The organism is Pseudobacillus sp. FSL P4-0506, assembly GCF_038003025.1.
In the GTDB taxonomy this organism is placed as follows: Bacteria; Bacillota; Bacilli; order Bacillales; family Domibacillaceae; genus Pseudobacillus.
Genome location: NZ_JBBOOI010000001.1, coordinates 2,532,386 through 2,552,159 on the forward strand (window position 1 = coordinate 2,532,386; position 19,774 = coordinate 2,552,159).

Sequence of the window (19,774 nt, forward strand, 5' to 3'; positions counted from 1 at the left end):
TTAATATCTTTGTACATTGACATTCTATTGGGTAATTTGCTTATCCTTCATTTGCAGGTGGGACAGGAAGGGTGATATTTGAAGGAGAGGGGTTTTTACAACGATCTGTGTTTAAGTCACTAAAGCAACCATCTTTGGATTTAATAATTGGTCGAATAACGGTAATCGTCGTACGCAATATAATTTTAACTCTGGCAATATCTGTAGGACCCAATGTTATTAGTGCCGGTATTATTGCGTTAGGTAGGGGTTGAATAATAATGGCTTCAACTTGAAGAGGCGATTCAACTGCTATATCGCCGGGGCAGACGCCGGGACAATCTGTTTCCTCTTGAAATGGGATGTTGGCCGATCCTAAAAGTGTACCGCCTACAAAAGAAGACGCCGGAACATACCCTATGTTAACAACCATATCTTTAAGAACAATAACATTTTGCGATATACCACTTGAATCTACTGTAATTGATAATTCAGGAGTTATTATTCCGCCAGGACCAATTTCAATAGGAATAGGTAGTAGAGGAAGTGGAATATCTAATTCTGTAACTTTTTTTACTTCTTTTGAGCATATTACGCTATCTATTATGAGAGAGTCATTGAGGCAGTGATTTTGAGAAGGACCTTTATTTTCATTATTCACACAAATACCTCCTTTTTTACGTGAAAGGATCTCTTATATATTGTATTAACTTGTTTTACTTAAAGTTTGGATAAATGCCTCTAAGGCTCAAAACATTCTAAGACTGAAATCTAGAGAACTTCATAGCAATGGCGTTGCGATTGAACGTTGAATGGCAGAGGATTATCAAATATGCAAGAAAGCCACTGCTCGTCTTTCATGAAAAGGTATTAGGAGCATTTGAAACGGCGAAAAGAGGGGGAGGAAAGTCTGTTAAAGGTATACATTGATAACAGGAAAAAGAACAAACGCGGCTCAGAGTCGTGATAGACACAAAATGTGCAGCAAGGCGGTTGTTTAACTAAATAAAAAACAAGCATTTTTCAATAAAATGCTTGTACTACAAGTTTATAAATCCAAACTGCAACCAATATCCAAATTAGTATAAAAAGAATGCCAACAAGCCAATTTCTAGGTTTACCGTTCTTTCTCATCTCTTCAGCCTTTTCTCTATTATCTTCTATGATATGAAGTGGAATTAATTTTAAGGCTAATGAGATACCAAGGGGAACAATGATTAAATCATCTAAATATCCTAAAACCGGAATGAAATCTGGAATTAAATCGATTGGGCTAAACGCATAAGCTACAACACAAATTGCTACAACTTTTGCATACCATGGTGTTCTATTGTCTCTATAGGATAAGTATAGAACAAATAAATTTTGTTTTAATTTTCTTGCATAACTCTTGAGTTTAGATAAAATACTTTCATTTTTCATTTCAACGCCCCCACTTATACACATTATAAAGCCTTAAATGGGAAAGAAAAATAAAAGTATTATGTCGTAGTCTGTTAAAAATGTGAAGGAGTGTAACAACCATAAAAAAATCACCTATTAGGTGATTAAGCTGGTTTGACCGTTTTGAGTTCTCTAAGAATTAGTAGAATACCAGCTCCATACGAAATCGAAATGGCCAAAGGGACTAGATTAAATGCTAGTTCAATAAAGAACCCACCTAAGATGAAAGAGGATATACAAGTGGCAAGAGTGACAAATAAGTAAGCTTTGCTTTTGTAAATCCACATATAGGGTAGAAAGTGAGATCCTGCTAATAACCCGATGGTAAAAGGGACATATTCAGGGATGTGCGTATACACGATGATAAATACAGGTATGTAAAATGCTTGTATAGCTGCAACTATTCCACCTAATGTACCTAATGGATTATCACTGGATAAAAGATTAACATTCACTATTTTGCCTAGTAGGACTCCAAATGGGAAAATGACACTTAATCCAAAAATCCATATAAGAGATAGGGTCTTCGTTGGAAAGAATAAGGGCATAAAGGTAAATAATAAAAAGACAATGGCGCCAGATAATAAAATAGGATAGCCCTTCTTTCCAGTAAAGGTGATATCAGTTTGTAATTGTTCAAGTGTTCGGTTCATATATGTATGCACTCCTTTATAGTAAATTACCGACTTCTATAATTTAACAGTTTTTCAATGGATTTACTACTATCATTTTATTCAAGATAAATATAATGAAAAGGTTTATGGCATAGTACGTTGAAAATGCGAAGGAGGGTTTTAAATGAGCATTTTACTAGAATCACAGATTAAGAGCCTTTGAACTGAGGGGCTGATTCACCTGGTGGAAGATGCGGAAAGGTGTATTGGCTCTCATGTTGACGGTAAGTGATCCAGTTGAAGAGTGCGTGAAGAAACAATATTACACACTGAATTAAGTTCAGAAAGAATTAAAAAAAGGAAAATAAAAAAGCCAGGAAAGCTCCCGGCTTTTAGACAGTATGAAATAGTCGAGGATCTAAATCGTATTTTGTACTTGTTTTAGCTAATAATCATAGTCGTCCTCATGCTCTACAGAGCTTGGTCTGTTGTCATGAGAAGGTCCCCAAAAAGGTCCTCTACGCCCGGTGACTAATCGGAAAAGAGCGACGATTAAAGCAATCCGAATAGCTAAACGTACTAAACGTCCATTAATTCTAGATCGTAAAATAATAGAATCTCCACCCACAGATAACAGGGTTCCTGAATAGGTACCTTCAGTTGTTATAACCTCAACTTCTTGTCCTATCAGACTGTGGGCAAAGTGATGAAAGTCTTGCTGACTCAAATTGAACACCTCCTTTCTTAATATTAATAAATGCGATTTTCTAAGAAAGGAGTGGATGATTATAAGGGAAACTACAATTTTTTATTAATATGATTCAAAGAAACTACTATAAAAAAACTCTTATGATAAGCATGATATTGACTAAAAACTGACACAAACAAAAAAAGCCGAGAAAGCTCCCGGCTTTTTCCGACCACTACTTTAAACTTGACAGTTGAAATTCATGAATTTACATTAATCTGCTTCGATACGAATCGCATCAATTCTTTGGCAGTCTACAATAAGGGTTGAGCCTGGTTCTGTTTCAGGATCTGAAAAGAAGGCACAGCAGTTATCCCGATCAAAGTTAATAAATACTACGTCTTCTAATACTTGGCCACTAGATAAAAAAACGTCTACTTCTGTCTGTGTTTGTAACTTTCTTAATTGATCACAAATACATCCATTGCATTCGTGTTCATGGTCTTTATTTTCATGTTTGCCAGAATCTTTGTGCTTATTATGCATAAAGTAATTCCCTCCTTTTTTATTTAGTAAGAACTTACATTATATTTTATGAATTAAGAATCAAGATTGTTTGGACAAACTTCTTAACTTTATTCCCCAATTTTCATGTGGAAGTTATGCAATTGAATGCTTTGTGGTCTTATATGAAGTCGAGGGTCAAGGGTCAAGTGAAAGCGCTGAGGGAAGCAAGGCATAGAAGTTTTCATATTGCTCAAGAAATTTCGATGAAATTAAAGGTAAAAGTGGCTTTTGCAAAAAGAAAAAAGCTAGGCTTTCACCCAGCTAATAAGGTTCATATCATAGTTGAGTAGAGGTGGTTGTAGAAGGACCTTGATTACGAGTAATAATATACCCTAAATATAAAAGGAATACACAAAAAAGCCAGGGAAGCCCTGGCACAATGATTAGACTATATATTCTAAGGAGGACTACAGATGAGTACTACTTTAAACAGTATTTCCAACTTGGACGAGAATATACAAAACAGCCAGGCATTTGCCTGGCCGATCAAGGCCTAAGTCAGGGATGTATAAAGAGATAAAGGGAAACAACCTTGATTATAATTAATTTATCCAAAGATAAAGAAAGCATGCAAAAAAAAGCCAGACTTTGTCCGGCTTATCAATAGTCTTATTCAATTAAGTAAAAGAGGAGTACCATTGAATATAAAACAGTTTATTCAAGGACAAAATAAATGTGAAAAAAGCCAGGAAAGCTCCTGGCATACTTATTAACCTGTATATGTTCTAGGGGAACGGACAGGTGACCCTCTAAACAATATCTCTAATTTAAACACTTTTTAATGGCTGTAATTTTATAGGCTCAGGACAAGGCTGTTAATTGATATTTATTAATAAGCTTGTCCAGTTCTTCGCTGTATTTTAAGGTTTCACAATCATTGAGACCTTTACTCATGCCAGTTGAAATCATTAAACTACGTACATTGTTAATCCTAGTGATTAATTCTTCAGGCGTTTCTTGCGTAATCACTTTTCATCTCTCCTAATAATGTATATAAAAAACTACAAGCTTGTACATTATACAACTAAAAAAGTAAGGAAAAAGGAATTCGACAAAACGTTTCAAAAATTTACCTTATTTAATTGAGCAGATGAAAAAAGCCGGGAAAGTCCCGGCTTTTTAATGAGTTTACTCCACAAATCCCTGGGCTTTTACTTCTATAGTTGACACTTGGTTAAGAATTTCTTTTTGAGAGGGAATGTCGATACTAAACCCTTCCGATTCTTTATCATCTAAGTCATTGTCAGCAAAGTCTTCATGTACAGCTAATAGTTTTCCTTGGCTATCAAATAAACTAACGGCTATAACAATATCTTTAGCAGTTTTTTTGGTTGCATTCTTAATAACGCCGGTAACCTTTGGACTGCTATATTCATCTTCAGGTTTTTGGAGTTTGACGTTTTCTGTATCTAGTAAGAGTAGCTCCTTTTCCGTTTTTTCAAAGTCAATATTAACATCAGTTTTGTTATAAGACTCTGGAGTAATTCCATCAATCGCTCCCCATGCAGATACGAATGACTCATCTCCTTGTTTTAGATACATGGGGGTAACATCAGCATCCATTGTATCTCCCACGCTTCCATCTTTTTTATATAATGTTAAAGTATAAGGATAGATTCGAATGGTAGCTTTTTCATTATTTTTGATGATGGCGCTGTAGTGGTAAATACTGTTACCATCTATATCTTTAAAGACTGAAATTTTTTCATCTTTAATTTGGGGCTTTTTAATTTCTTCTTCTATAACTTTTTCTGTTTCTACTTTATTATTTTTTGTTTCAGTGGGAGTGGCATCTTCTGTGGAATCTGCACAACCAATCATAAGAAGCGTTAGTGAAAGAACAAGGCTACTTAATTGTAATGTTTTTTTCATATTTAGTTTTCTCCTTTCCATTCTGTTTTGGTAAAATAAACTACTTATTGCAAATTTACCTTTACACAAAACAGATAAAACTATTTATATGAAAAAGTATATAATTATCAAGAGGGAACTATAAATTACATGAAATGATTCACACTTAGTTAATAAGTAACTTGGATAGAAGACAGCGTGTAATAAATTAGGTAAGAGAAAATACTGATTTTGAATAATTTTAAATTTCAAGAAAAATCGTTAGATCCACATAATTGATATAACAAAACCTTTGGTTTATGGAATATGTAATTTTATATGGAATTATACTTATGAGGTTATAAGGGAATTAGTTTACTAGAAGAAGGTTACATGCAATAAATTTGTTTGGATAAAGAAAAAGTTTAAGCGCGTGTGTTCAATACACTGACGCTAGAATTAGCTTCGACAGCTCAACAGAATATCCGCCGAGAGTTTGGGTTCAATCCGTAAATTAGGCAAGAACAATAACAGACGAAAGCCCCTGTCCTTAACGGATAGGGGTTTTTTCTATTATCGAACACGTTTATTTCGTGCGTATTCTTCTAATTCTGAACGAAGATAAAGGTTAGTCTTTCTCTTTTCTCCGAATGACAAGAATGGTTTAATATGTCCAAGCATGACTGATTGGTTGAAGCCAGTCAAAGATTGACCAGTTATCTTATGTCCCTCTGCTGCCATAACTAAGTTTTCTTCACACCATTTCTGTTGTGTTTTATATTCTTCTTCTGTCAAATAGGCCGCCTCCTTTAATCAAAATGATTGAGCAGGATAAAGAGGTAATGTTCATCATACGAAAAAGGATATGATGGTCACTAACAGGGCTACCACAGATAAAATAAGTAAAAAAGTATACTTCATTGCTCTATCACCTCTTTAATTTATTGGGTATTATAGGGGAGTGGGCTCCTAAGCTACCTAGTCGAGCAGGGGTTTTAGGATGGCAGTAATGGCGTTTGTGACCGCAACCGCTACTAATAACAGAAGTCCCACTCACATTGAGCGGGGCTTCTGTTAGTTCCAATGCTTTTTCCAATTTCTTATGACAGCACTAGGATTTTTATATACTGGAGTAAAGGTTTCAAATGTATTTTTCGTTGGATTAAAGTTCATACCGCTAAAATACCATTTTCCATCCGAATTATCATAAAAAGCAGTTAGAAACTGATTCTTTTTCAATATTTGTGCACGTTCGGTGTAACCTGCCTCAGTAATGTGCGTTAAAACGCCATTCTTCATATAGTACCAGTCAGCACCTTCATAATTGGAACTTCCAGTCTCGCTCACAGCTAGAATATCTGGTTGTCCTTTATATTTAGAAGGGTACATATGAACAGATTTACGATTTGTATTGATTGTGTAGTCTTTAAAGTAATAACGAGACTTCTTGATCTGACCTGTTCCAACCTTTTGTGTGTAGAGTGTGTAGTTCCCTTTGTAAAGCAAATCTCCTTCATTAGCACCGGCCCAAGCACTAGCCCAATCATCACGGCTGTATGACGCAATTGCCTTTTTCTCTCTAACACCGGCGAAATACACTTTATAAGCCACACCATTTGCATCTTTCAATGTGTATGTAATTCGGCTTTGTTTAGGGCTAATCGGGTTTTTTGCTGCTTCTGCAGTTGAATGAAAGACTGTAAAACCGACAAGTAATAAGACCATAGATATAAGTACCTTTAAATATTTCTTCATTTCTTTCCTCCTTTTTTATTTATAAGTTTATTTTATCAGGTAAAATAGGGTTGGGAAGAAATAATTAGAAAGTTTTTCTAATTATTTGATTACATAGTTCTATGTATCGTGTGAAGGAGAGGATATTATTGTCATTGAATAGTATTAAAGGCTTTAAAGAGTTGGACAAGTTCAGGAGTGAAAATAATATAAATCTTCGATGCAGAAAGACAGGGCTCTTTTTGAGGCATTTGGAGCCAATAGAAGGAGCCATGCTTTTTCTTGTATTAGAAGACGGATCATTGGTAGAACTGGCAGCGCATCAATTAGAGGAAGCATTTGAGATAGTACCATCAGCAAAGAGGAAATAAAGAATAAAGCCACCTCTTTTCACGGTCACCATGGTGACCAATTGGTGACCAAATTCATCAAAAACCTTTTTTTTGACCCAAATTAATCATAATGGGAAGATTAAAAACCTTGACACAATCATATTCCTAGAGAGATAATAAGAATTAACTTGAATAGGTAATCCTTCGGGGCGGGGTGAAATTCCCCACCGGCGGTGATGAGCAATGGCTCTTAGTCCGTGACCCGCGTTCGTTTTAATGCGGTGGATTCGGTGAAATTCCGAAGCCGACAGTGACAGTCTGGATGGGAGAAGGATGGCGCATTTTTAAAAAAAGTTTTTAAGATGCTTATTTGGCTATGCCTTTTACGCCCCGTATATTTTATATATACGGGGCTTTTGTGGTTTATTGGCTGTAAACCATTCATTGGACGAAAATATTATATGGATAGAGAGAGGACTAGCGAAATGTTAAAGGAACAATATATGGAGTTAGCCTTGTCGCTTGCTGAGGGAGTTAGGGGACAGACGTCGCCGAACCCGCCGGTTGGTGCGGTAGTCGTGAAGGGCGGCCGCGTGATCGGGATGGGTGCCCATTTAAAAGCAGGCACGGCCCATGCGGAGGTTCATGCTCTCCGTGCTGCTGGGAAAGAAGCAGAGGGCGCTGATTTATATGTTACGTTAGAGCCTTGCTCACATCATGGAAAGACGCCGCCGTGCGCGGACCTTGTCGTTTCTACTGGAATCAGGCGGGTCTTTATTGCGACGATGGATCCGAACCCGCAAGTGAGCGGAAAAGGTGTTCAGAAATTAAAAACTGCCGGAATCGAAGTGGAGATTGGCGTTTGCCAAGAACGAGCAGATCGCTTGTTAAAACCATTTTTTCATTTTATTCAACATCAAACCCCATTCGTCACAATGAAAACAGCCATTACAGCCGATGGCAAAACAGCCGCCTACACAGGACATAGCCGCTGGATAACAGATGAACCGGCAAGAGAAGATGTTCATGTTTTAAGACATGAGCATGACGCAATTTTAGTCGGTGTCAATACCGTTCTTCAGGACAACCCGCTCCTTACCACCCGTTTGCCCCACGGAGGAAAACACCCCATTCGAGTCATTTTAGACACACATTTACGTACTCCTATAACTGCAAAAGTAATCGAAAACAAAGAAGCCGAGACGCTTATTATCTGTGGCAACGAAGCCTCTCTTGACAAAGAAGAAGCGTTAATTACCGCAGGCGCTGATGTGATTCGCTTGGAAACGGCTGATATTCCAATCCCTCTTCTTTTAAAAAAATTAGGGGAGGAAGGGATCATGACGCTGCTCGTAGAAGGCGGCGGTGAAGTGAATGCTTCCTTTTACCAGGAAAAAGCCTTTCAACGACTGATCATTTACATGGCACCTAAGCTCATTGGCGGCAAAATCGCGCCGACTCCTTTCGGGGGAGAAGGATTCCCAACGATGGATGAGTCCATTCCATTAACGTTTGATAAGGTGGAAATGATCGGACAAGATATTAAGATTACGGCTTCACGGAAAGAAGGGTGACAATATTGTTCACTGGCATTATCGAAGAAATTGGCACCATTGAAGAGGTGCTTGCCCGGACCCAGTCGATGCAGCTGACAATTGCGGCCTCAAAAGTGCTGGAGGATGTCCAGCTCGGGGATAGCATCGCGGTGAACGGTGTCTGCTTAACCGTTACAAGTTTTACCGCTGAGCGTTTTACGGTTGATGTTATGCCGGAAACGTTCCAGGACACTTCCTTGAACAAAGTAAATCGGGGATCAAAAGTGAATTTGGAACGGGCGATGGCAGCGAATGGCCGTTTTGGTGGTCATTTCGTTTCCGGCCACGTAGACGGTGTCGGGACAATATCGGGCAAGAAACAAGTTGAAAATGCGCTTTATGTGGATATCACTTATCCGGCTGAGCTGGCGCCTTACCTGATGCCGAAAGGATCGGTGGCGCTAGATGGAACATCATTAACAATTTTTTATGTGTCTGAAAAAGAAATAACGATCTCGCTCATTCCGCATACACAAGAGGAAACGATTTTAGCGAAAAAAGCGATCGGTGATCCAGTTAATATTGAATGTGACATGCTTGCGAAATATGTAGAGCGAATGATGAATCGGCAAGCGGAAAAACCAGCTTCCAACGTAACGATGGAGCTGTTGGAAAAACACGGCTTTGCCTAATAATACAAACGAGGTGAAAAAGATGTTTGCATCGATAGAAGAAGCACTGGAAGACCTTAGAAATGGGAAAGTCATCATCGTTGTGGACGATGAAGATCGCGAAAACGAAGGCGACTTTGTCGGCCTGGCAGACCTGGCTGATGCCGAAATGGTGAATTTCATGGCGAAGGTGGGCCGCGGCCTCATTTGCGTACCAGTGGAAGAAGAAAAAGCCCAACAACTCGGCTTAAATATGATGGTTGATCATAATACAGACAGCCACGGAACCGCATTTACTGTGAGCATTGACCACGTATCGACTCACACAGGGATCAGCGCCTTTGAACGGGCAGCAACGATTCAGGAAATGATGAAGAAGGATGCAGCGCCTGCCGATTTTAAACGGCCAGGCCATATTTTCCCGCTCATTGCCAAAAAAGGCGGTGTATTAAAACGGGCCGGCCATACAGAAGCAGCGGTGGATTTAGCGCTGCTTGCCGGCCATCAAGGTGCGGGGGTGATTTGTGAGATTATGAAGGAAGATGGAACGATGGCAAGACTTCCGGATTTATTCGCGATGGCGGAAGAGCTGGATTTGAAAATCGTTACCATCCAACATTTAATTGAATATCGCCGCAAGAAGGAAGCATTGGTTACCCGGGAAGTAGAAATTGAGCTGCCGACAGAATTCGGCCACTTTAAGGCGGTTGGCTACACGGAAAATTTGACGGGAAAAGACCATGTAGCCCTTATTAAAGGTGATGTAAGCGATGGTTCTCCTATGCTTGTCCGTGTTCATTCGGAATGCTTAACGGGCGATGTTTTCGGTTCCTACCGTTGTGACTGCGGCCCTCAATTGCATGCGGCGCTTCAGCAAATCGAAGAAGCGGGCCGCGGCGTCTTGCTTTATATGAGGCAGGAAGGCCGTGGCATCGGTTTGATCAACAAGCTGAAGGCGTACAAGCTGCAGGAACAGGGCTATGATACAGTAGAAGCCAATGAAAAGCTTGGCTTCCCGGACGATCTGCGTGATTACGGCATTGGGGCTCAAATTTTACGTGACCTCGGCGTTAAAGAAATGAAGCTGTTAACAAATAACCCGCGTAAGATTGCCGGCTTAAAAGGCTACGGCTTAGAAATCATCGATCGCGTGCCGCTGGAAATGCCACCGAAAGATGAAAACCGCCGCTATTTGGAAACGAAAGTAACAAAGTTAGGTCATTTTTTAACTATTTAATTAGGGAGAGAAGAACATGAGCAGAACATTTGAAGGGAATTTAATTGGAACAGGCTTGAAGGTGGGCATCGTTGTCGCCCGCTTTAATGAATTTATTACTGGTAAATTACTGAGCGGAGCAGAGGATGCCCTGCGCCGTCACGGAGTTGAAGAAGAAAACGTGGATACCGCTTGGGTACCGGGCGCGTTTGAAATTCCGTTGATCGCCAAAAAGATGGCGGACAGCGGCAAATACGATGCCGTTATCACACTTGGCACAGTCATCCGCGGATCTACAGCTCACTTTGAATACGTTAGCAATGAAGCAACAAAAGGGGTAGCCCAAGCCGCCATGCAGTCAGGCGTACCGGTCATCTTCGGTGTGCTGACAACGGACACGATTGAGCAAGCGATTGAGCGTGCTGGTACAAAAGCTGGCAACAAAGGCTGGGAAGCTGCTGCGACAGCGATTGAGATGGCAAACTTGGTCAGATCGATCGAAGGATAATAGAAAGACCTGCCCCTTGTTATTTTCAAACGGCAACGGGGCAGGTTATTTGAGGAAATAATAAGGTAAAGTAAATATTGCAAGGCTTATGACTGAAAGGGAGCACCTATAAAGAAAACCTTGATGCGGGCATCAAGGTTTTCTTCTTGACCGTTAAAATCTAATTTCACTCTAGGAATGCTCTTTAAACTGATAGACGAAAGAAATCCAAGCTTTTCTTTAAGGCATGCTTCACAAAATTCCTCTGCTCTGTATAGTATTTCCTTCTTTATCATGTTTATATCTAAGGCGTCTTGGAGTTCTTGAATCTTGCTTTTTACCTCCTCCAACTTAAGTGCATATTCTTTTCCTTTTTTAGTTATTTCGGGAGGAATGTGTTCTTTAAAATGTTCTGATACCTTAGCCACATCCTGACGGTTAAGACTGTCAACTCCACTATTAATTGCATCTTGAATCCTATTTTTAGCTTCATTTACTTTACGTGTCGTTTCTTCTCTTAAACATTGTTCCGCCGCTTCTGCTTCTCCAACTGGATTGCGGATAGGCATAGTAATTTCTCTCCTTGCAAAAAATGGATACAGTAAAAGGATTTCCTTTAAATGAAGAAAGGAGTGTGAGAAAGATGGGGAGATGAAAAAACGCCAGATAAATGGCGTTTAATCATTATTCATCATTGGTTGTCTCGCTTCTTTTTTGTGTTATCTGTTAAATTATTTACGGCGTTTTTAGTTGCATCAACAGTATTCATTGCAACGTTTTCTGTTGTTTCTAAAGCATTATGCATTGTTTCAAATGCAGAGCCTGCTGTGTTCTTAATGCTCTCTGTGACACTTTTGTTATTTTGTTGATTTTGACTATTTCTTTGATTATTCATTAAGTTTCACCTCCTAAGCAGGAATAGGATATGTATTTTATAATTAATTATTCAGACCATCTACACGAATCAGTTTTCTTCAATTTGAAATCGTGTCACACACTCCTGTTTACCTGTTCTGCTTATTTGCAAACGGCAACGGGGCAGGTCCTTTTTTGTCAGTGTTGTTCTTCAAGTAGTGCTTTGATACAATACTTGTTGTGGCTTGGCTGTTTATGCAGCAAAAGCGGGTAGGGAGAGGGCGATGTACGAGAGGTACATTTATTTATGAAGAAGAGTGGAGGTTTTTTTCAGTTAGCTGATCACGGAACAACCATTAAGCGGGAAGTGACAGCGGGAGTTATCGGTTTCTTCACAATTATTTATATTGTGGCTGTTAACTCATTGATTTTGTCGGAGGCAGGCGTGCCATTTGAAGGAGCAGTCATTGCGACCATTCTCACTTCATTTATCGGCTGTGCGATTATGGCTTTTTGGGCAAATGCCCCTATTTTACTTGTGCCAGGCATGGGGCTGAACGCAATGTTTACGTATACATTCGTTCATGCGATGGCGCTGAGCTGGCAGGAAGCACTTGGAGTCGTCGCGGTATCAGGACTTATCTTTTTCCTAGTGACAGTGACGAAATTGGCCGATTGGCTCAATGCATCCATTCCGTCTGTTTTAAAGGAGGCCATTTCAGTCGGGTTAGGTTTTTTCCTAATGCTTATTGGACTGGAAAAGGGCGGGCTCGTTGTACGGGGAGAGCACTCCATTTTGGCGATGGGGAATCTGGGAGAACCGGCTGTGCTCCTTACCGTATTGACGCTGATCGTTACGATCATCGTCTTTTTGAAAGGCATTCAAGGCGGCTTCTTATGGAGCATTTTATTTGGCACCATCGCTGCTTGGGGAATGGGGTTGCTGCCGGAAGTAGGAGATACCTCTTTTTCCTTCGCTGTGTATGGCGATGTGTTTTCAGCATTTTCCCTGTCAAAATGGGCCACGGTTCCTTTCTGGTCTGCCGTGTTTTCGTTAACGATGGTGCTCATATTTGAAAATATCGGCCTTGTGCACGGCCATACGGAATTTGCCGGCCGTCCAGATAAGTTTAAGCGGGCGCTGCAAGCCAATGCCTTTTCCTCTTTTTTTTCAGGGATTTTGGGAACGAGCCCAACGGTGTCCACTGTGGAAAGTTCAGCGGTGATCGCTGCTGGCGGAAGAACAGGGCTAACGACATTGACGACAGGCGTCTTATTCCTGCTGTCGGTGTTTGCCATTCCTTACATGAAGCTAATTCCTGACATGGCCATCGCTCCGGTCTTAATGATGATTGGCAGCTTGATGATACAAAATATCCGCCATTTGGATTTGACGGACTTAACGGATGCCATCCCGGCGCTGTTTATTATTGTGATGATTCCATTCACATACAGCATAGCGGACGGGATTGCTGCCGGTTTTATTTTATATCCAATCTTAAAGATAGTTATGGGCAGAGGCCGCGAAGTATCCAGGCTCTTATGGATTGTTTCGTTGCTGTTTCTGTTTAACTATGTCTTGCATTATGCATAATAGATAAAAAAGCACACCGCTGTTGGGCAGCGGTGTGCTTTTTTTATCCTAGAGATTCTTCTCCATCTGATTAGGTTTTTTTACCCATTCTTCCACGAAACTCATCATTTTGTTAATCGAGGGGGTGTGTACATGTTTCGTTGTATTTGTGAGGATGCCTACTTTTCTGGAGACCGGAATGCTTAATGGTTTGGCTGTAATATTGTCTAAAGCAGAATTACTCAACAGCAATTGGGGCAGCAGACTGATCCCCAGGTTGTTCTGTATCATGGCAATGATCGTTTCATCTCCTCTTATCTGATAAGCAACCCGAGGAGTGAATCCTTCTTTTTTGATTAAGTGATGCACCTCGAAAAGTGAATCTGAATACGGGAGAATCCAGTCAGCCGCTTTGATTGCTTCTAGGTCGATGATATCTGATTGAGCCAGCTCGTGCTGAGTACTCATAACAGCCATAATCGGGTCCTCCAGCAGAAAGCGGAAGTGCCATTTATGATTGTAGGAAGAACCAATAGCAAAGTCGATGATGTCTTCTTCCAGCCAGAGATCCAGTTCAGATGCGTTTCCTTCATACAATTCAATCTCTATAAAAGGATACAGACTTTTGAACTCACTCAGTATGCGCGGCATCCAATTGGTGGCGATGCTAATGTAGGCGCCGATCCGAACTTTCCCTGTTTCTAGCCCATTAATTTCGCCCACAGTTTCCATCAATTTTTCATAGCCTTTCTGAATGTCCCGCATCGCTTTCAGTACCTTCCAGCCATTTTCTGTCGGCTTTACGCCGTTTTTCTGTCTGACCAACAGGGCGAAGCCGTATTCTTCTTCTAAGCTGCTGATCATCTGGCTAATGCTCGGCTGTGTGTAGCTTAATAGTTCGGCCGCTTTCGTTAAACTGCCGGTTTCCACTACCTTAATGTAAGTCATGTATTTCTTTAGGTTCATTTGTATGGCTCCTAAGATATAAGGTTTTATTATATTTAATATTAATTATATTTAGTTTACTTATATATAGCCAGAGAATAAAATGGTCCCATCTAAAGATTGCTACATAAAAGGGGAGAGCGTCATTGAGTTATGTTGTACAATTTGCCATCGGTGGTTCTATTTTGGTATTGGCTTCGCTTTTAAGCAAATCCAAGTATCTTTTTTTGTCAGGAGTCATCACCTTGCTTCCAATCATGACGTTGATCAACATCAGTTTACAAATGAAAAATATGAATCTCACAGAGTTTAGAATGACGCAGAAAAATGCCATCGTCGGTGCTTTCGGAGCGGTTATTTTAATGAGCAGCATTTTTCTTCTGTCCAATTGGGTCAAACCTCTATACGCGGTTATAGGCGCGTCGGTGATTTATGTTGGTTACATGGTTGGCTATATGTGCTTTATTTCTCAAAAGCTAAGTGTATAAAAATTGGAAGGATATCAAGTGATAAATTAAAAATTAAACGGTTTTATTTATATTTAGATAGGCATCCCATTTCCTAGCTTCCTATCTTTTCGAAAGACAACTCGTCCGGAACGCTCGCATATTTGTGACGAAAGCATAGACCAATGCCTGTTTTTTTTGTATGCTAATAAGAAAAAGCAAAAGCGGATTGTGGGGAGAAGACATGCAAATTGAGTTAGTTAAATGCCATGGATCAAGCAATGATTTCTTATTAATAGATGAATGGACAAACGGTTATTCCTTTTCTGAGGAAGAGAGAAAGAATCTATCGATTGCTTTGTGTGACAGAGAATCAAGCCTCGGAGCAGACGGCATTTTGTTCGTCATGGAAAGCGAGCGGGCCGATGCAAGAATGAGGATTTTTAATTCCGATGGTTCAGAAGCTTCTATGTGCGGGAATGGCCTTCGCTGTCTGGGCCGTTACGTATGCGAATTGCTGAAAAAAGATGAAATTGTCGTTGAAACGATGAAAGCTGATCTACAAGTAACAAAGGACGAAGAGCTATATGAAGAGGTGCCAACTTACCGTGTGGAAATCTCACCGGTGCTGTTCTCACTGTCAAGCCTGCCGATGTACCTTGAAGGGAAGGACACACTACTGAATGAAATCGTGCCGGAACTATCTGATTCTATTGCATTCTCGGCAGCAGCAGTGCCTAATCCTCATTTAATTGCGATGGTAAATCAAGATCAAATCGCTTCTGACGAGCAAAAACAGATTGCCGAAAAATTAAACGGTCCAAATGACATATGCCCTGATGGTGTGAATGTGAGCTTCGTCTATCCAATTGAACCGGGAAAAATCTATGTAAGAACATTTGAGCGCGGGGTTGGGTTCACCAATGCTTGCGGAACAGCGATGTCCGCTTCTAGCTTAATTACTTGCTTACTTGATAAAAATGAGCTGGAAGAAATCATTGAAGTGTATAATAATGGGGGCAAAGTCCGCTGTGTCGCGCACAAAAAAGCAGACGGCGGCTACTGGATTGATTTAATTGGCAATGCTACTTACTTATATGACGCGGTTGTTGAAGTGAATCTGAACGATCCAGCTTCATTTGCTGTAGTGAATAAACAAGAGAGAACAGAACAGGCACAGTATGAGAAGCTTGGCGGCGAAGTAAAAGAACTTTTAAAGCAAACGGTATTTGCTTAAATCATAACCTAAAGAAATTCCAAGAGGCCGCTCTTGGAATTTCTTCATTATGAACAGGGGGATGTAGATGAGCAACGAAAAACAAGAAATAAAGAGACTGGAGAGCCAATGGCCGCTCATATCTGCAATGAGGAACGGCGAGGAAGTAACATGGATAAACGACCAGAAGTTAAAAAATGGACCAGACGATTGGCCGATCACGCTCGAGGAAATACATGAGGCCGATGCCAGGCTCAGAAGATTTGCGCCTTTTTTGACGGCCGTTTTTCCTGAAACAAAAGAAGCAGGCGGCATCATTGAGTCACCATTGCTGGAAATTGAACATATGAAAGCTTTTCTTGAAAAGTATCATTGCGAAACGATTACCGGCTGCTTATATATGAAGGCTGATCACCTTCTGCCGGTTGCCGGTTCTGTAAAAGCACGCGGCGGCATGTATGAAGTGTTGAAGCATGCAGAAAGTCTTGCAATTGAACATGGGTTATTATCGACAGAAGAAGATTATAGTAAACTAGCAAACGAAGAAATGAGAGCGTTTTTCTCTAATTATTCACTCGCTGTCGGTTCTACCGGGAATTTAGGCTTAAGCATTGGCATAACAGGAGCAGCTCTTGGGTTCCGGACAACCGTCCATATGTCCACAGATGCGAAAGAATGGAAAAAGACGCGGCTGCGGGATAGAGGGGTTGAAGTCATTGAGTATGCAGATGACTATAGCCGTGCCGTAGAAGAAGGCAGAGAGCTGAGTGCAAAAACAAAAAACAGTTTCTTCATTGATGATGAGCATTCAAAAGAGCTGTTTCTCGGCTATTCAACAGCTGCCCTTCGTCTGCAGGAGCAGTTTCAGAAAGAGAACATTGCTGTCGATGAAGACCATCCATTGATTGTGTATTTACCGTGTGGAGTAGGCGGCGCACCTGGAGGGATTTTTACCGGCTTGAAGCGGGTGTTTGGAGAACATGTCTATGGCTTTTTCGCCGAACCAGTGCAAGCTCCCTGCATGCTGCTCGGTTTAATGACCGGACTGCATGATCAAATAGCCGTCCAGGATGCCGGGATCGAATTGAAAACTGAGGCGGATGGCCTCGCCGTCGGCAGACCATCCAGTTTTGTCGGCAAAGCAGTAGCAAATGATTTAGACGGAGTATTTACCGTGTTGGATGACAAGCTGTTCATCTATTTGAATCAAATGGCTAAGCTTGAAGGTGAGCAACTGGAGCCTTCCGCTCTTGCGGGAATAGAAGGGCCTGTTCGGGCAAAAGTAAGCGGCTGGCTGGAGAGCCATTTCACCGACAGTCAGCAAAAAGGTGCTGTTCATCTTGTATGGTCGACAGGAGGTAGCCTCGTTCCTGAAGAAGAAATGATCGTAATGATCAAAAAGGGAGAGCAGTATTGATTTAAAATAAGGTGGTGATGCTTTACCCTATTTGGGCAATGATAGCAAATTGGATAGTAGTATGCTTATAAACCGTTCCATAAATGGGGAAGAAAATTAGAAAAAGTGTGTATTAATGAAAAGTTCTCATTGTTTAACAATTAGTGGTGTTCGAAAATTGCTCATCTTCAATCCATTTAATAGCAAAATGTAAGAATAATATAGAGTTACATAATCGATCTCCATATAGTTTCTTTATCAGGCTTTATTACAAAGCAGCAAGCCGCTATATCCGAAATAATAATCCTTCGTTAGTACGTTTCTCTTTTGTTTACTTCTACGGGATTTAGGCAATGAAAAGAAGGAGAGAATAAAGTAGTGGTGATAATATGGAGAAAGTCATTCGTTTTTTTTCAATGGATCATTTTGCGGGCAGGCTGCTGGATTTTTGCTTATTCACGGCCATTATCTTGCTCGTTAAATGGCTGGTTATGAAACTCATCAGAAGAAAAAAATATGAGCCTGGCTCCTGGAAAGAGGAATTGATCCCTCTTCTTAATACGACGTTAAACTGGCTCACTTTTTATGGCGTTCTGTTACTGTTTCTCTATTATTTTTCTAGGGAAAAGTGGCTGTTTTATCCTCTATATACGTCAGGAGAGGCACAGGTAACTGTCTTTTTAATTCTTGTGGCAATCCTTACTGTATCGCTCTCCCAAAGGCTTGTGAAGCTGTTTAATCGTTTTGTGATGAGCAGAGTCTATCATTATTATGGATTAGATAGTGGGGTTGCTTATACTTTTAATCGGATGATCTACTATACGGTTATGATTATTGCACTGGCCATCAGCTTTGCGACCGTAGGGCTTGATTTAACAGCAGCGGCCGCCTTATTTAGCGTGCTCGGTATCGGAATTGGCTTTGGCATGAGAAATGTAGCTGGTAATTTTATCTCGGGCATTATTATTTTGTTTGAGCGACCGATTGAAGTCGGAGAAGTAGTCGAAGTGAATGGCAAATTTGGCCGGGTAGAAAAAATCCGGCTCCGTTCCACTGTTGTCAAAACAGCAACCGAAGGCTCTTTAATTGTGCCGAACCAGTATTTTATTGAACAGATTGTACCGAATCGTTCCGGAGCTGAAGTGGTAGCTCAAGTAGTAGTGGAAGTAAAATTCGGGCAGGATACGGAAAAGGTTGAAGAATTGTTATATGCCGCTGCTGATAAAGTCATTGCTGAAAAGGAAATCAAGCCGCAGGGGCCACAGTCTGTCCGTTTTATTGATTTTCGCAATGAAGCGATGGTGTTCAAGATAGAAGTCCCTGTCCAAAGCATCGTCATTAAGCAAAAAATAGAAAGCAGGCTTCGTCATGCGATTGCTTCTCTATTCCAGAAAAATGATATCCGGCTTGCTTCGCAGCCGATCGAAGTGAAGCCGTCATAATTGCCAGAAAGGTGCAAATGTATGTGTTTAATTAACTTTTGTTTTCAGGCGTATGCCCCCTATAAATTAGTTATTGCTGCCAACCGGGATGAGTTTTTCAATCGTCCGACTCAAAAAGCCCATTATTGGGAGGAAACGCCCAGTGTTCTAGCTGGGCGTGATCTTGAGAAGATGGGAACATGGCTCGGAATCACAAAAACAGGCCGGTTTGCGGCGCTAACGAATTTTCGTGATCCTTCTGAAAAAACCGAAGGAAAACGGTCGCGTGGGGAAATCGTTCAAGCTTTCTTAACAGGCACAGAGCCGCCGGAAGTATTTATGGATGAGCTGCGGGAGCAAAAAGATAGTTATCCCGGCTTTAACTTACTGGCTGGAACAGCAGATGAGCTTTGGCATTATAACAACAGAAAAGATTTGAAAGAAGCTGTTGCTCCCGGCGTTCACAGCTTAAGCAACGCCACGCTGAACACGCCCTGGCCGAAATCAAGAAAAGGAAAAGCTTATCTAGAAGAGTGTTTGCATCATTCGCCAGCTTTATCTGTTGATTGTTTGTTTTCCTTTTTGCAGGATGAAGAATTGGCTCCGGATGAAGAACTGCCTCGTACAGGCGTCTCTCTCGATTGGGAAAGAAAGCTTTCGCCTCTTTTTATTAGAAGTGAAGACTATGGGACCCGCTCATCAACGGTTGTCACAATTGACCAGACGAACCATGTTACTTTCACCGAACGGAGCTATCTTCAGGGAAATCTTGTTGGTGAAGAAGCGTTTCAGCTTAAAATTGAATCTATGTAAAAGGAGCTGTCTT

23 protein-coding genes and 1 riboswitch are annotated in these 19,774 nt (G+C 40.7%); of the genes, 11 read left to right on the forward strand and 12 right to left on the reverse strand.

The annotated features are described in order from the left end of the window. Window positions 1-40: 40 nt before the first annotated feature. The 9 genes from MKZ02_RS12765 to MKZ02_RS12805 all read right to left on the reverse strand — a co-directional run bounded on the left by MKZ02_RS12765 (window position 41) and on the right by MKZ02_RS12805 (window position 6,876). Window positions 41-640, reverse strand: a complete 600-nt coding sequence (locus tag MKZ02_RS12765) for a hypothetical protein (RefSeq protein ID WP_340853874.1) — start codon at window positions 638-640, stop codon at window positions 41-43. Between the two features lie 362 nt (window positions 641-1,002). Then, window positions 1,003-1,401, reverse strand: coding sequence for a YkvA family protein (locus MKZ02_RS12770; protein WP_340853875.1), 399 nt, complete (start codon window positions 1,399-1,401; stop codon window positions 1,003-1,005). Window positions 1,402-1,526: 125 nt separating this feature from the next. Then, entirely contained in the window at window positions 1,527-2,075 is a 549-nt protein-coding gene (locus tag MKZ02_RS12775) for a DUF7010 family protein (RefSeq protein WP_340853876.1), read from the reverse strand. 406 nt (window positions 2,076-2,481) lie between these two features. After that, on the reverse strand, window positions 2,482-2,763 hold the full coding sequence (locus tag MKZ02_RS12780; RefSeq protein ID WP_340853877.1) for a hypothetical protein: 282 nt from the start codon (window positions 2,761-2,763) through the stop codon (window positions 2,482-2,484). Between the two features lie 234 nt (window positions 2,764-2,997). Next, a complete protein-coding gene (locus tag MKZ02_RS12785; protein ID WP_340853878.1) occupies window positions 2,998-3,270 on the reverse strand; it encodes a hydrolase in 273 nt (90 codons plus the stop codon). Window positions 3,271-4,092: 822 nt separating this feature from the next. After that, the gene (locus tag MKZ02_RS12790) at window positions 4,093-4,260 is read right to left on the reverse strand and encodes an aspartyl-phosphate phosphatase Spo0E family protein (protein WP_340853879.1); all 168 of its coding nucleotides are present in this window, start codon (window positions 4,258-4,260) and stop codon (window positions 4,093-4,095) included. 159 nt (window positions 4,261-4,419) lie between these two features. Next, entirely contained in the window at window positions 4,420-5,163 is a 744-nt protein-coding gene (locus tag MKZ02_RS12795) for an FxLYD domain-containing protein (protein WP_340853880.1), read from the reverse strand. Window positions 5,164-5,694: 531 nt separating this feature from the next. Further along, on the reverse strand, window positions 5,695-5,916 hold the full coding sequence (locus tag MKZ02_RS12800; RefSeq protein WP_340853881.1) for a hypothetical protein: 222 nt from the start codon (window positions 5,914-5,916) through the stop codon (window positions 5,695-5,697). A gap of 279 nt (window positions 5,917-6,195) precedes the next feature. Next, window positions 6,196-6,876, reverse strand: coding sequence for a hypothetical protein (locus tag MKZ02_RS12805; protein ID WP_340853882.1), 681 nt, complete (start codon window positions 6,874-6,876; stop codon window positions 6,196-6,198). A 128-nt stretch (window positions 6,877-7,004) separates the two neighbouring features. Here MKZ02_RS12805 and MKZ02_RS12810 point away from each other — a divergent pair, with 128 nt between their 5' ends. The 5 genes from MKZ02_RS12810 (at window position 7,005) to ribH (ending at window position 11,117) form a co-directional block, all read left to right on the forward strand. Further along, the gene (locus MKZ02_RS12810; RefSeq protein ID WP_340853883.1) at window positions 7,005-7,226 is read left to right on the forward strand and encodes a hypothetical protein; all 222 of its coding nucleotides are present in this window, start codon (window positions 7,005-7,007) and stop codon (window positions 7,224-7,226) included. Between the two features lie 157 nt (window positions 7,227-7,383). Beyond that, a riboswitch (FMN riboswitch) is annotated at window positions 7,384-7,525 on the forward strand. Between the two features lie 147 nt (window positions 7,526-7,672). Continuing rightward, window positions 7,673-8,761 carry a bifunctional diaminohydroxyphosphoribosylaminopyrimidine deaminase/5-amino-6-(5-phosphoribosylamino)uracil reductase RibD gene (ribD, locus tag MKZ02_RS12815; RefSeq protein WP_340853884.1) on the forward strand — a complete coding sequence of 363 codons (1,089 nt, stop codon included), beginning with the start codon at window positions 7,673-7,675 and terminating at the stop codon, window positions 8,759-8,761. Window positions 8,762-8,766: 5 nt separating this feature from the next. Continuing rightward, entirely contained in the window at window positions 8,767-9,414 is a 648-nt protein-coding gene (gene ribE, locus MKZ02_RS12820; protein ID WP_120031735.1) for a riboflavin synthase, read from the forward strand. 22 nt (window positions 9,415-9,436) lie between these two features. Then, window positions 9,437-10,630 (forward strand): bifunctional 3,4-dihydroxy-2-butanone-4-phosphate synthase/GTP cyclohydrolase II, encoded by a 1,194-nt coding sequence (locus MKZ02_RS12825; protein WP_340853885.1) that lies wholly within the window; start codon window positions 9,437-9,439, stop codon window positions 10,628-10,630. Window positions 10,631-10,646: 16 nt separating this feature from the next. Continuing rightward, window positions 10,647-11,117 carry a 6,7-dimethyl-8-ribityllumazine synthase gene (gene ribH, locus MKZ02_RS12830; RefSeq protein WP_120031731.1) on the forward strand — a complete coding sequence of 157 codons (471 nt, stop codon included), beginning with the start codon at window positions 10,647-10,649 and terminating at the stop codon, window positions 11,115-11,117. An 86-nt stretch (window positions 11,118-11,203) separates the two neighbouring features. On the opposite strand, the gene MKZ02_RS12835 is transcribed toward ribH, so the two are convergent. Both MKZ02_RS12835 and MKZ02_RS12840 read right to left on the reverse strand, forming a co-directional pair. Next, a complete protein-coding gene (locus MKZ02_RS12835; RefSeq protein ID WP_340853886.1) occupies window positions 11,204-11,665 on the reverse strand; it encodes a hypothetical protein in 462 nt (153 codons plus the stop codon). Between the two features lie 122 nt (window positions 11,666-11,787). Further along, window positions 11,788-11,991 carry a hypothetical protein gene (locus MKZ02_RS12840; protein WP_120031727.1) on the reverse strand — a complete coding sequence of 68 codons (204 nt, stop codon included), beginning with the start codon at window positions 11,989-11,991 and terminating at the stop codon, window positions 11,788-11,790. 267 nt (window positions 11,992-12,258) lie between these two features. On the opposite strand from MKZ02_RS12840, the gene MKZ02_RS12845 reads away from it, so the two are divergent. Next, entirely contained in the window at window positions 12,259-13,545 is a 1,287-nt protein-coding gene (locus MKZ02_RS12845) for an NCS2 family permease (protein WP_340853887.1), read from the forward strand. A 48-nt stretch (window positions 13,546-13,593) separates the two neighbouring features. Here the strand turns inward: MKZ02_RS12845 and MKZ02_RS12850 are convergent, their stop codons facing one another. Continuing rightward, a complete protein-coding gene (locus MKZ02_RS12850) occupies window positions 13,594-14,490 on the reverse strand; it encodes a LysR family transcriptional regulator (protein WP_340853888.1) in 897 nt (298 codons plus the stop codon). 125 nt (window positions 14,491-14,615) lie between these two features. Here MKZ02_RS12850 and MKZ02_RS12855 point away from each other — a divergent pair, with 125 nt between their 5' ends. The 5 genes from MKZ02_RS12855 to MKZ02_RS12875 all read left to right on the forward strand — a co-directional run bounded on the left by MKZ02_RS12855 (window position 14,616) and on the right by MKZ02_RS12875 (window position 19,761). Further along, entirely contained in the window at window positions 14,616-14,957 is a 342-nt protein-coding gene (locus tag MKZ02_RS12855; RefSeq protein WP_340853889.1) for a GlpM family protein, read from the forward strand. A 202-nt stretch (window positions 14,958-15,159) separates the two neighbouring features. Beyond that, entirely contained in the window at window positions 15,160-16,152 is a 993-nt protein-coding gene (dapF, locus tag MKZ02_RS12860; RefSeq protein WP_120031719.1) for a diaminopimelate epimerase, read from the forward strand. A gap of 67 nt (window positions 16,153-16,219) precedes the next feature. Continuing rightward, window positions 16,220-17,548 carry a D-serine ammonia-lyase gene (locus MKZ02_RS12865; RefSeq protein ID WP_340853890.1) on the forward strand — a complete coding sequence of 443 codons (1,329 nt, stop codon included), beginning with the start codon at window positions 16,220-16,222 and terminating at the stop codon, window positions 17,546-17,548. Window positions 17,549-17,916: 368 nt separating this feature from the next. Next, on the forward strand, window positions 17,917-18,969 hold the full coding sequence (locus tag MKZ02_RS12870; RefSeq protein ID WP_340853891.1) for a mechanosensitive ion channel family protein: 1,053 nt from the start codon (window positions 17,917-17,919) through the stop codon (window positions 18,967-18,969). Window positions 18,970-18,990: 21 nt separating this feature from the next. Further along, the gene (locus tag MKZ02_RS12875; RefSeq protein ID WP_340853892.1) at window positions 18,991-19,761 is read left to right on the forward strand and encodes an NRDE family protein; all 771 of its coding nucleotides are present in this window, start codon (window positions 18,991-18,993) and stop codon (window positions 19,759-19,761) included. Window positions 19,762-19,774 lie beyond the last annotated feature (13 nt).

Excerpts from the sequence above, each read along its gene's own strand:
- MKZ02_RS12770 (WP_340853875.1), bottom strand. The coding sequence starts at position 1,401 with ATGAAAAATGAAAGTATTTTATCTAAACTCAAGAGTTATGCAAGAAAA.
- MKZ02_RS12775 (WP_340853876.1), bottom strand. The coding sequence starts at position 2,075 with ATGAACCGAACACTTGAACAATTACAAACTGATATCACCTTTACTGGA.
- MKZ02_RS12785 (WP_340853878.1), bottom strand. The coding sequence starts at position 3,270 with ATGCATAATAAGCACAAAGATTCTGGCAAACATGAAAATAAAGACCAT.
- MKZ02_RS12795 (WP_340853880.1), bottom strand. The coding sequence starts at position 5,163 with ATGAAAAAAACATTACAATTAAGTAGCCTTGTTCTTTCACTAACGCTT.
- MKZ02_RS12805 (WP_340853882.1), bottom strand. The coding sequence starts at position 6,876 with ATGAAGAAATATTTAAAGGTACTTATATCTATGGTCTTATTACTTGTC.
- ribD (WP_340853884.1), top strand. The coding sequence starts at position 7,673 with ATGTTAAAGGAACAATATATGGAGTTAGCCTTGTCGCTTGCTGAGGGA.
- MKZ02_RS12825 (WP_340853885.1), top strand. The coding sequence starts at position 9,437 with ATGTTTGCATCGATAGAAGAAGCACTGGAAGACCTTAGAAATGGGAAA.
- ribH (WP_120031731.1), top strand. The coding sequence starts at position 10,647 with ATGAGCAGAACATTTGAAGGGAATTTAATTGGAACAGGCTTGAAGGTG.
- MKZ02_RS12835 (WP_340853886.1), bottom strand. The coding sequence starts at position 11,665 with ATGCCTATCCGCAATCCAGTTGGAGAAGCAGAAGCGGCGGAACAATGT.
- MKZ02_RS12840 (WP_120031727.1), bottom strand. The coding sequence starts at position 11,991 with ATGAATAATCAAAGAAATAGTCAAAATCAACAAAATAACAAAAGTGTC.
- MKZ02_RS12845 (WP_340853887.1), top strand. The coding sequence starts at position 12,259 with ATGAAGAAGAGTGGAGGTTTTTTTCAGTTAGCTGATCACGGAACAACC.
- MKZ02_RS12850 (WP_340853888.1), bottom strand. The coding sequence starts at position 14,490 with ATGAACCTAAAGAAATACATGACTTACATTAAGGTAGTGGAAACCGGC.
- dapF (WP_120031719.1), top strand. The coding sequence starts at position 15,160 with ATGCAAATTGAGTTAGTTAAATGCCATGGATCAAGCAATGATTTCTTA.
- MKZ02_RS12865 (WP_340853890.1), top strand. The coding sequence starts at position 16,220 with ATGAGCAACGAAAAACAAGAAATAAAGAGACTGGAGAGCCAATGGCCG.
- MKZ02_RS12870 (WP_340853891.1), top strand. The coding sequence starts at position 17,917 with ATGGAGAAAGTCATTCGTTTTTTTTCAATGGATCATTTTGCGGGCAGG.
- MKZ02_RS12875 (WP_340853892.1), top strand. The coding sequence starts at position 18,991 with ATGTGTTTAATTAACTTTTGTTTTCAGGCGTATGCCCCCTATAAATTA.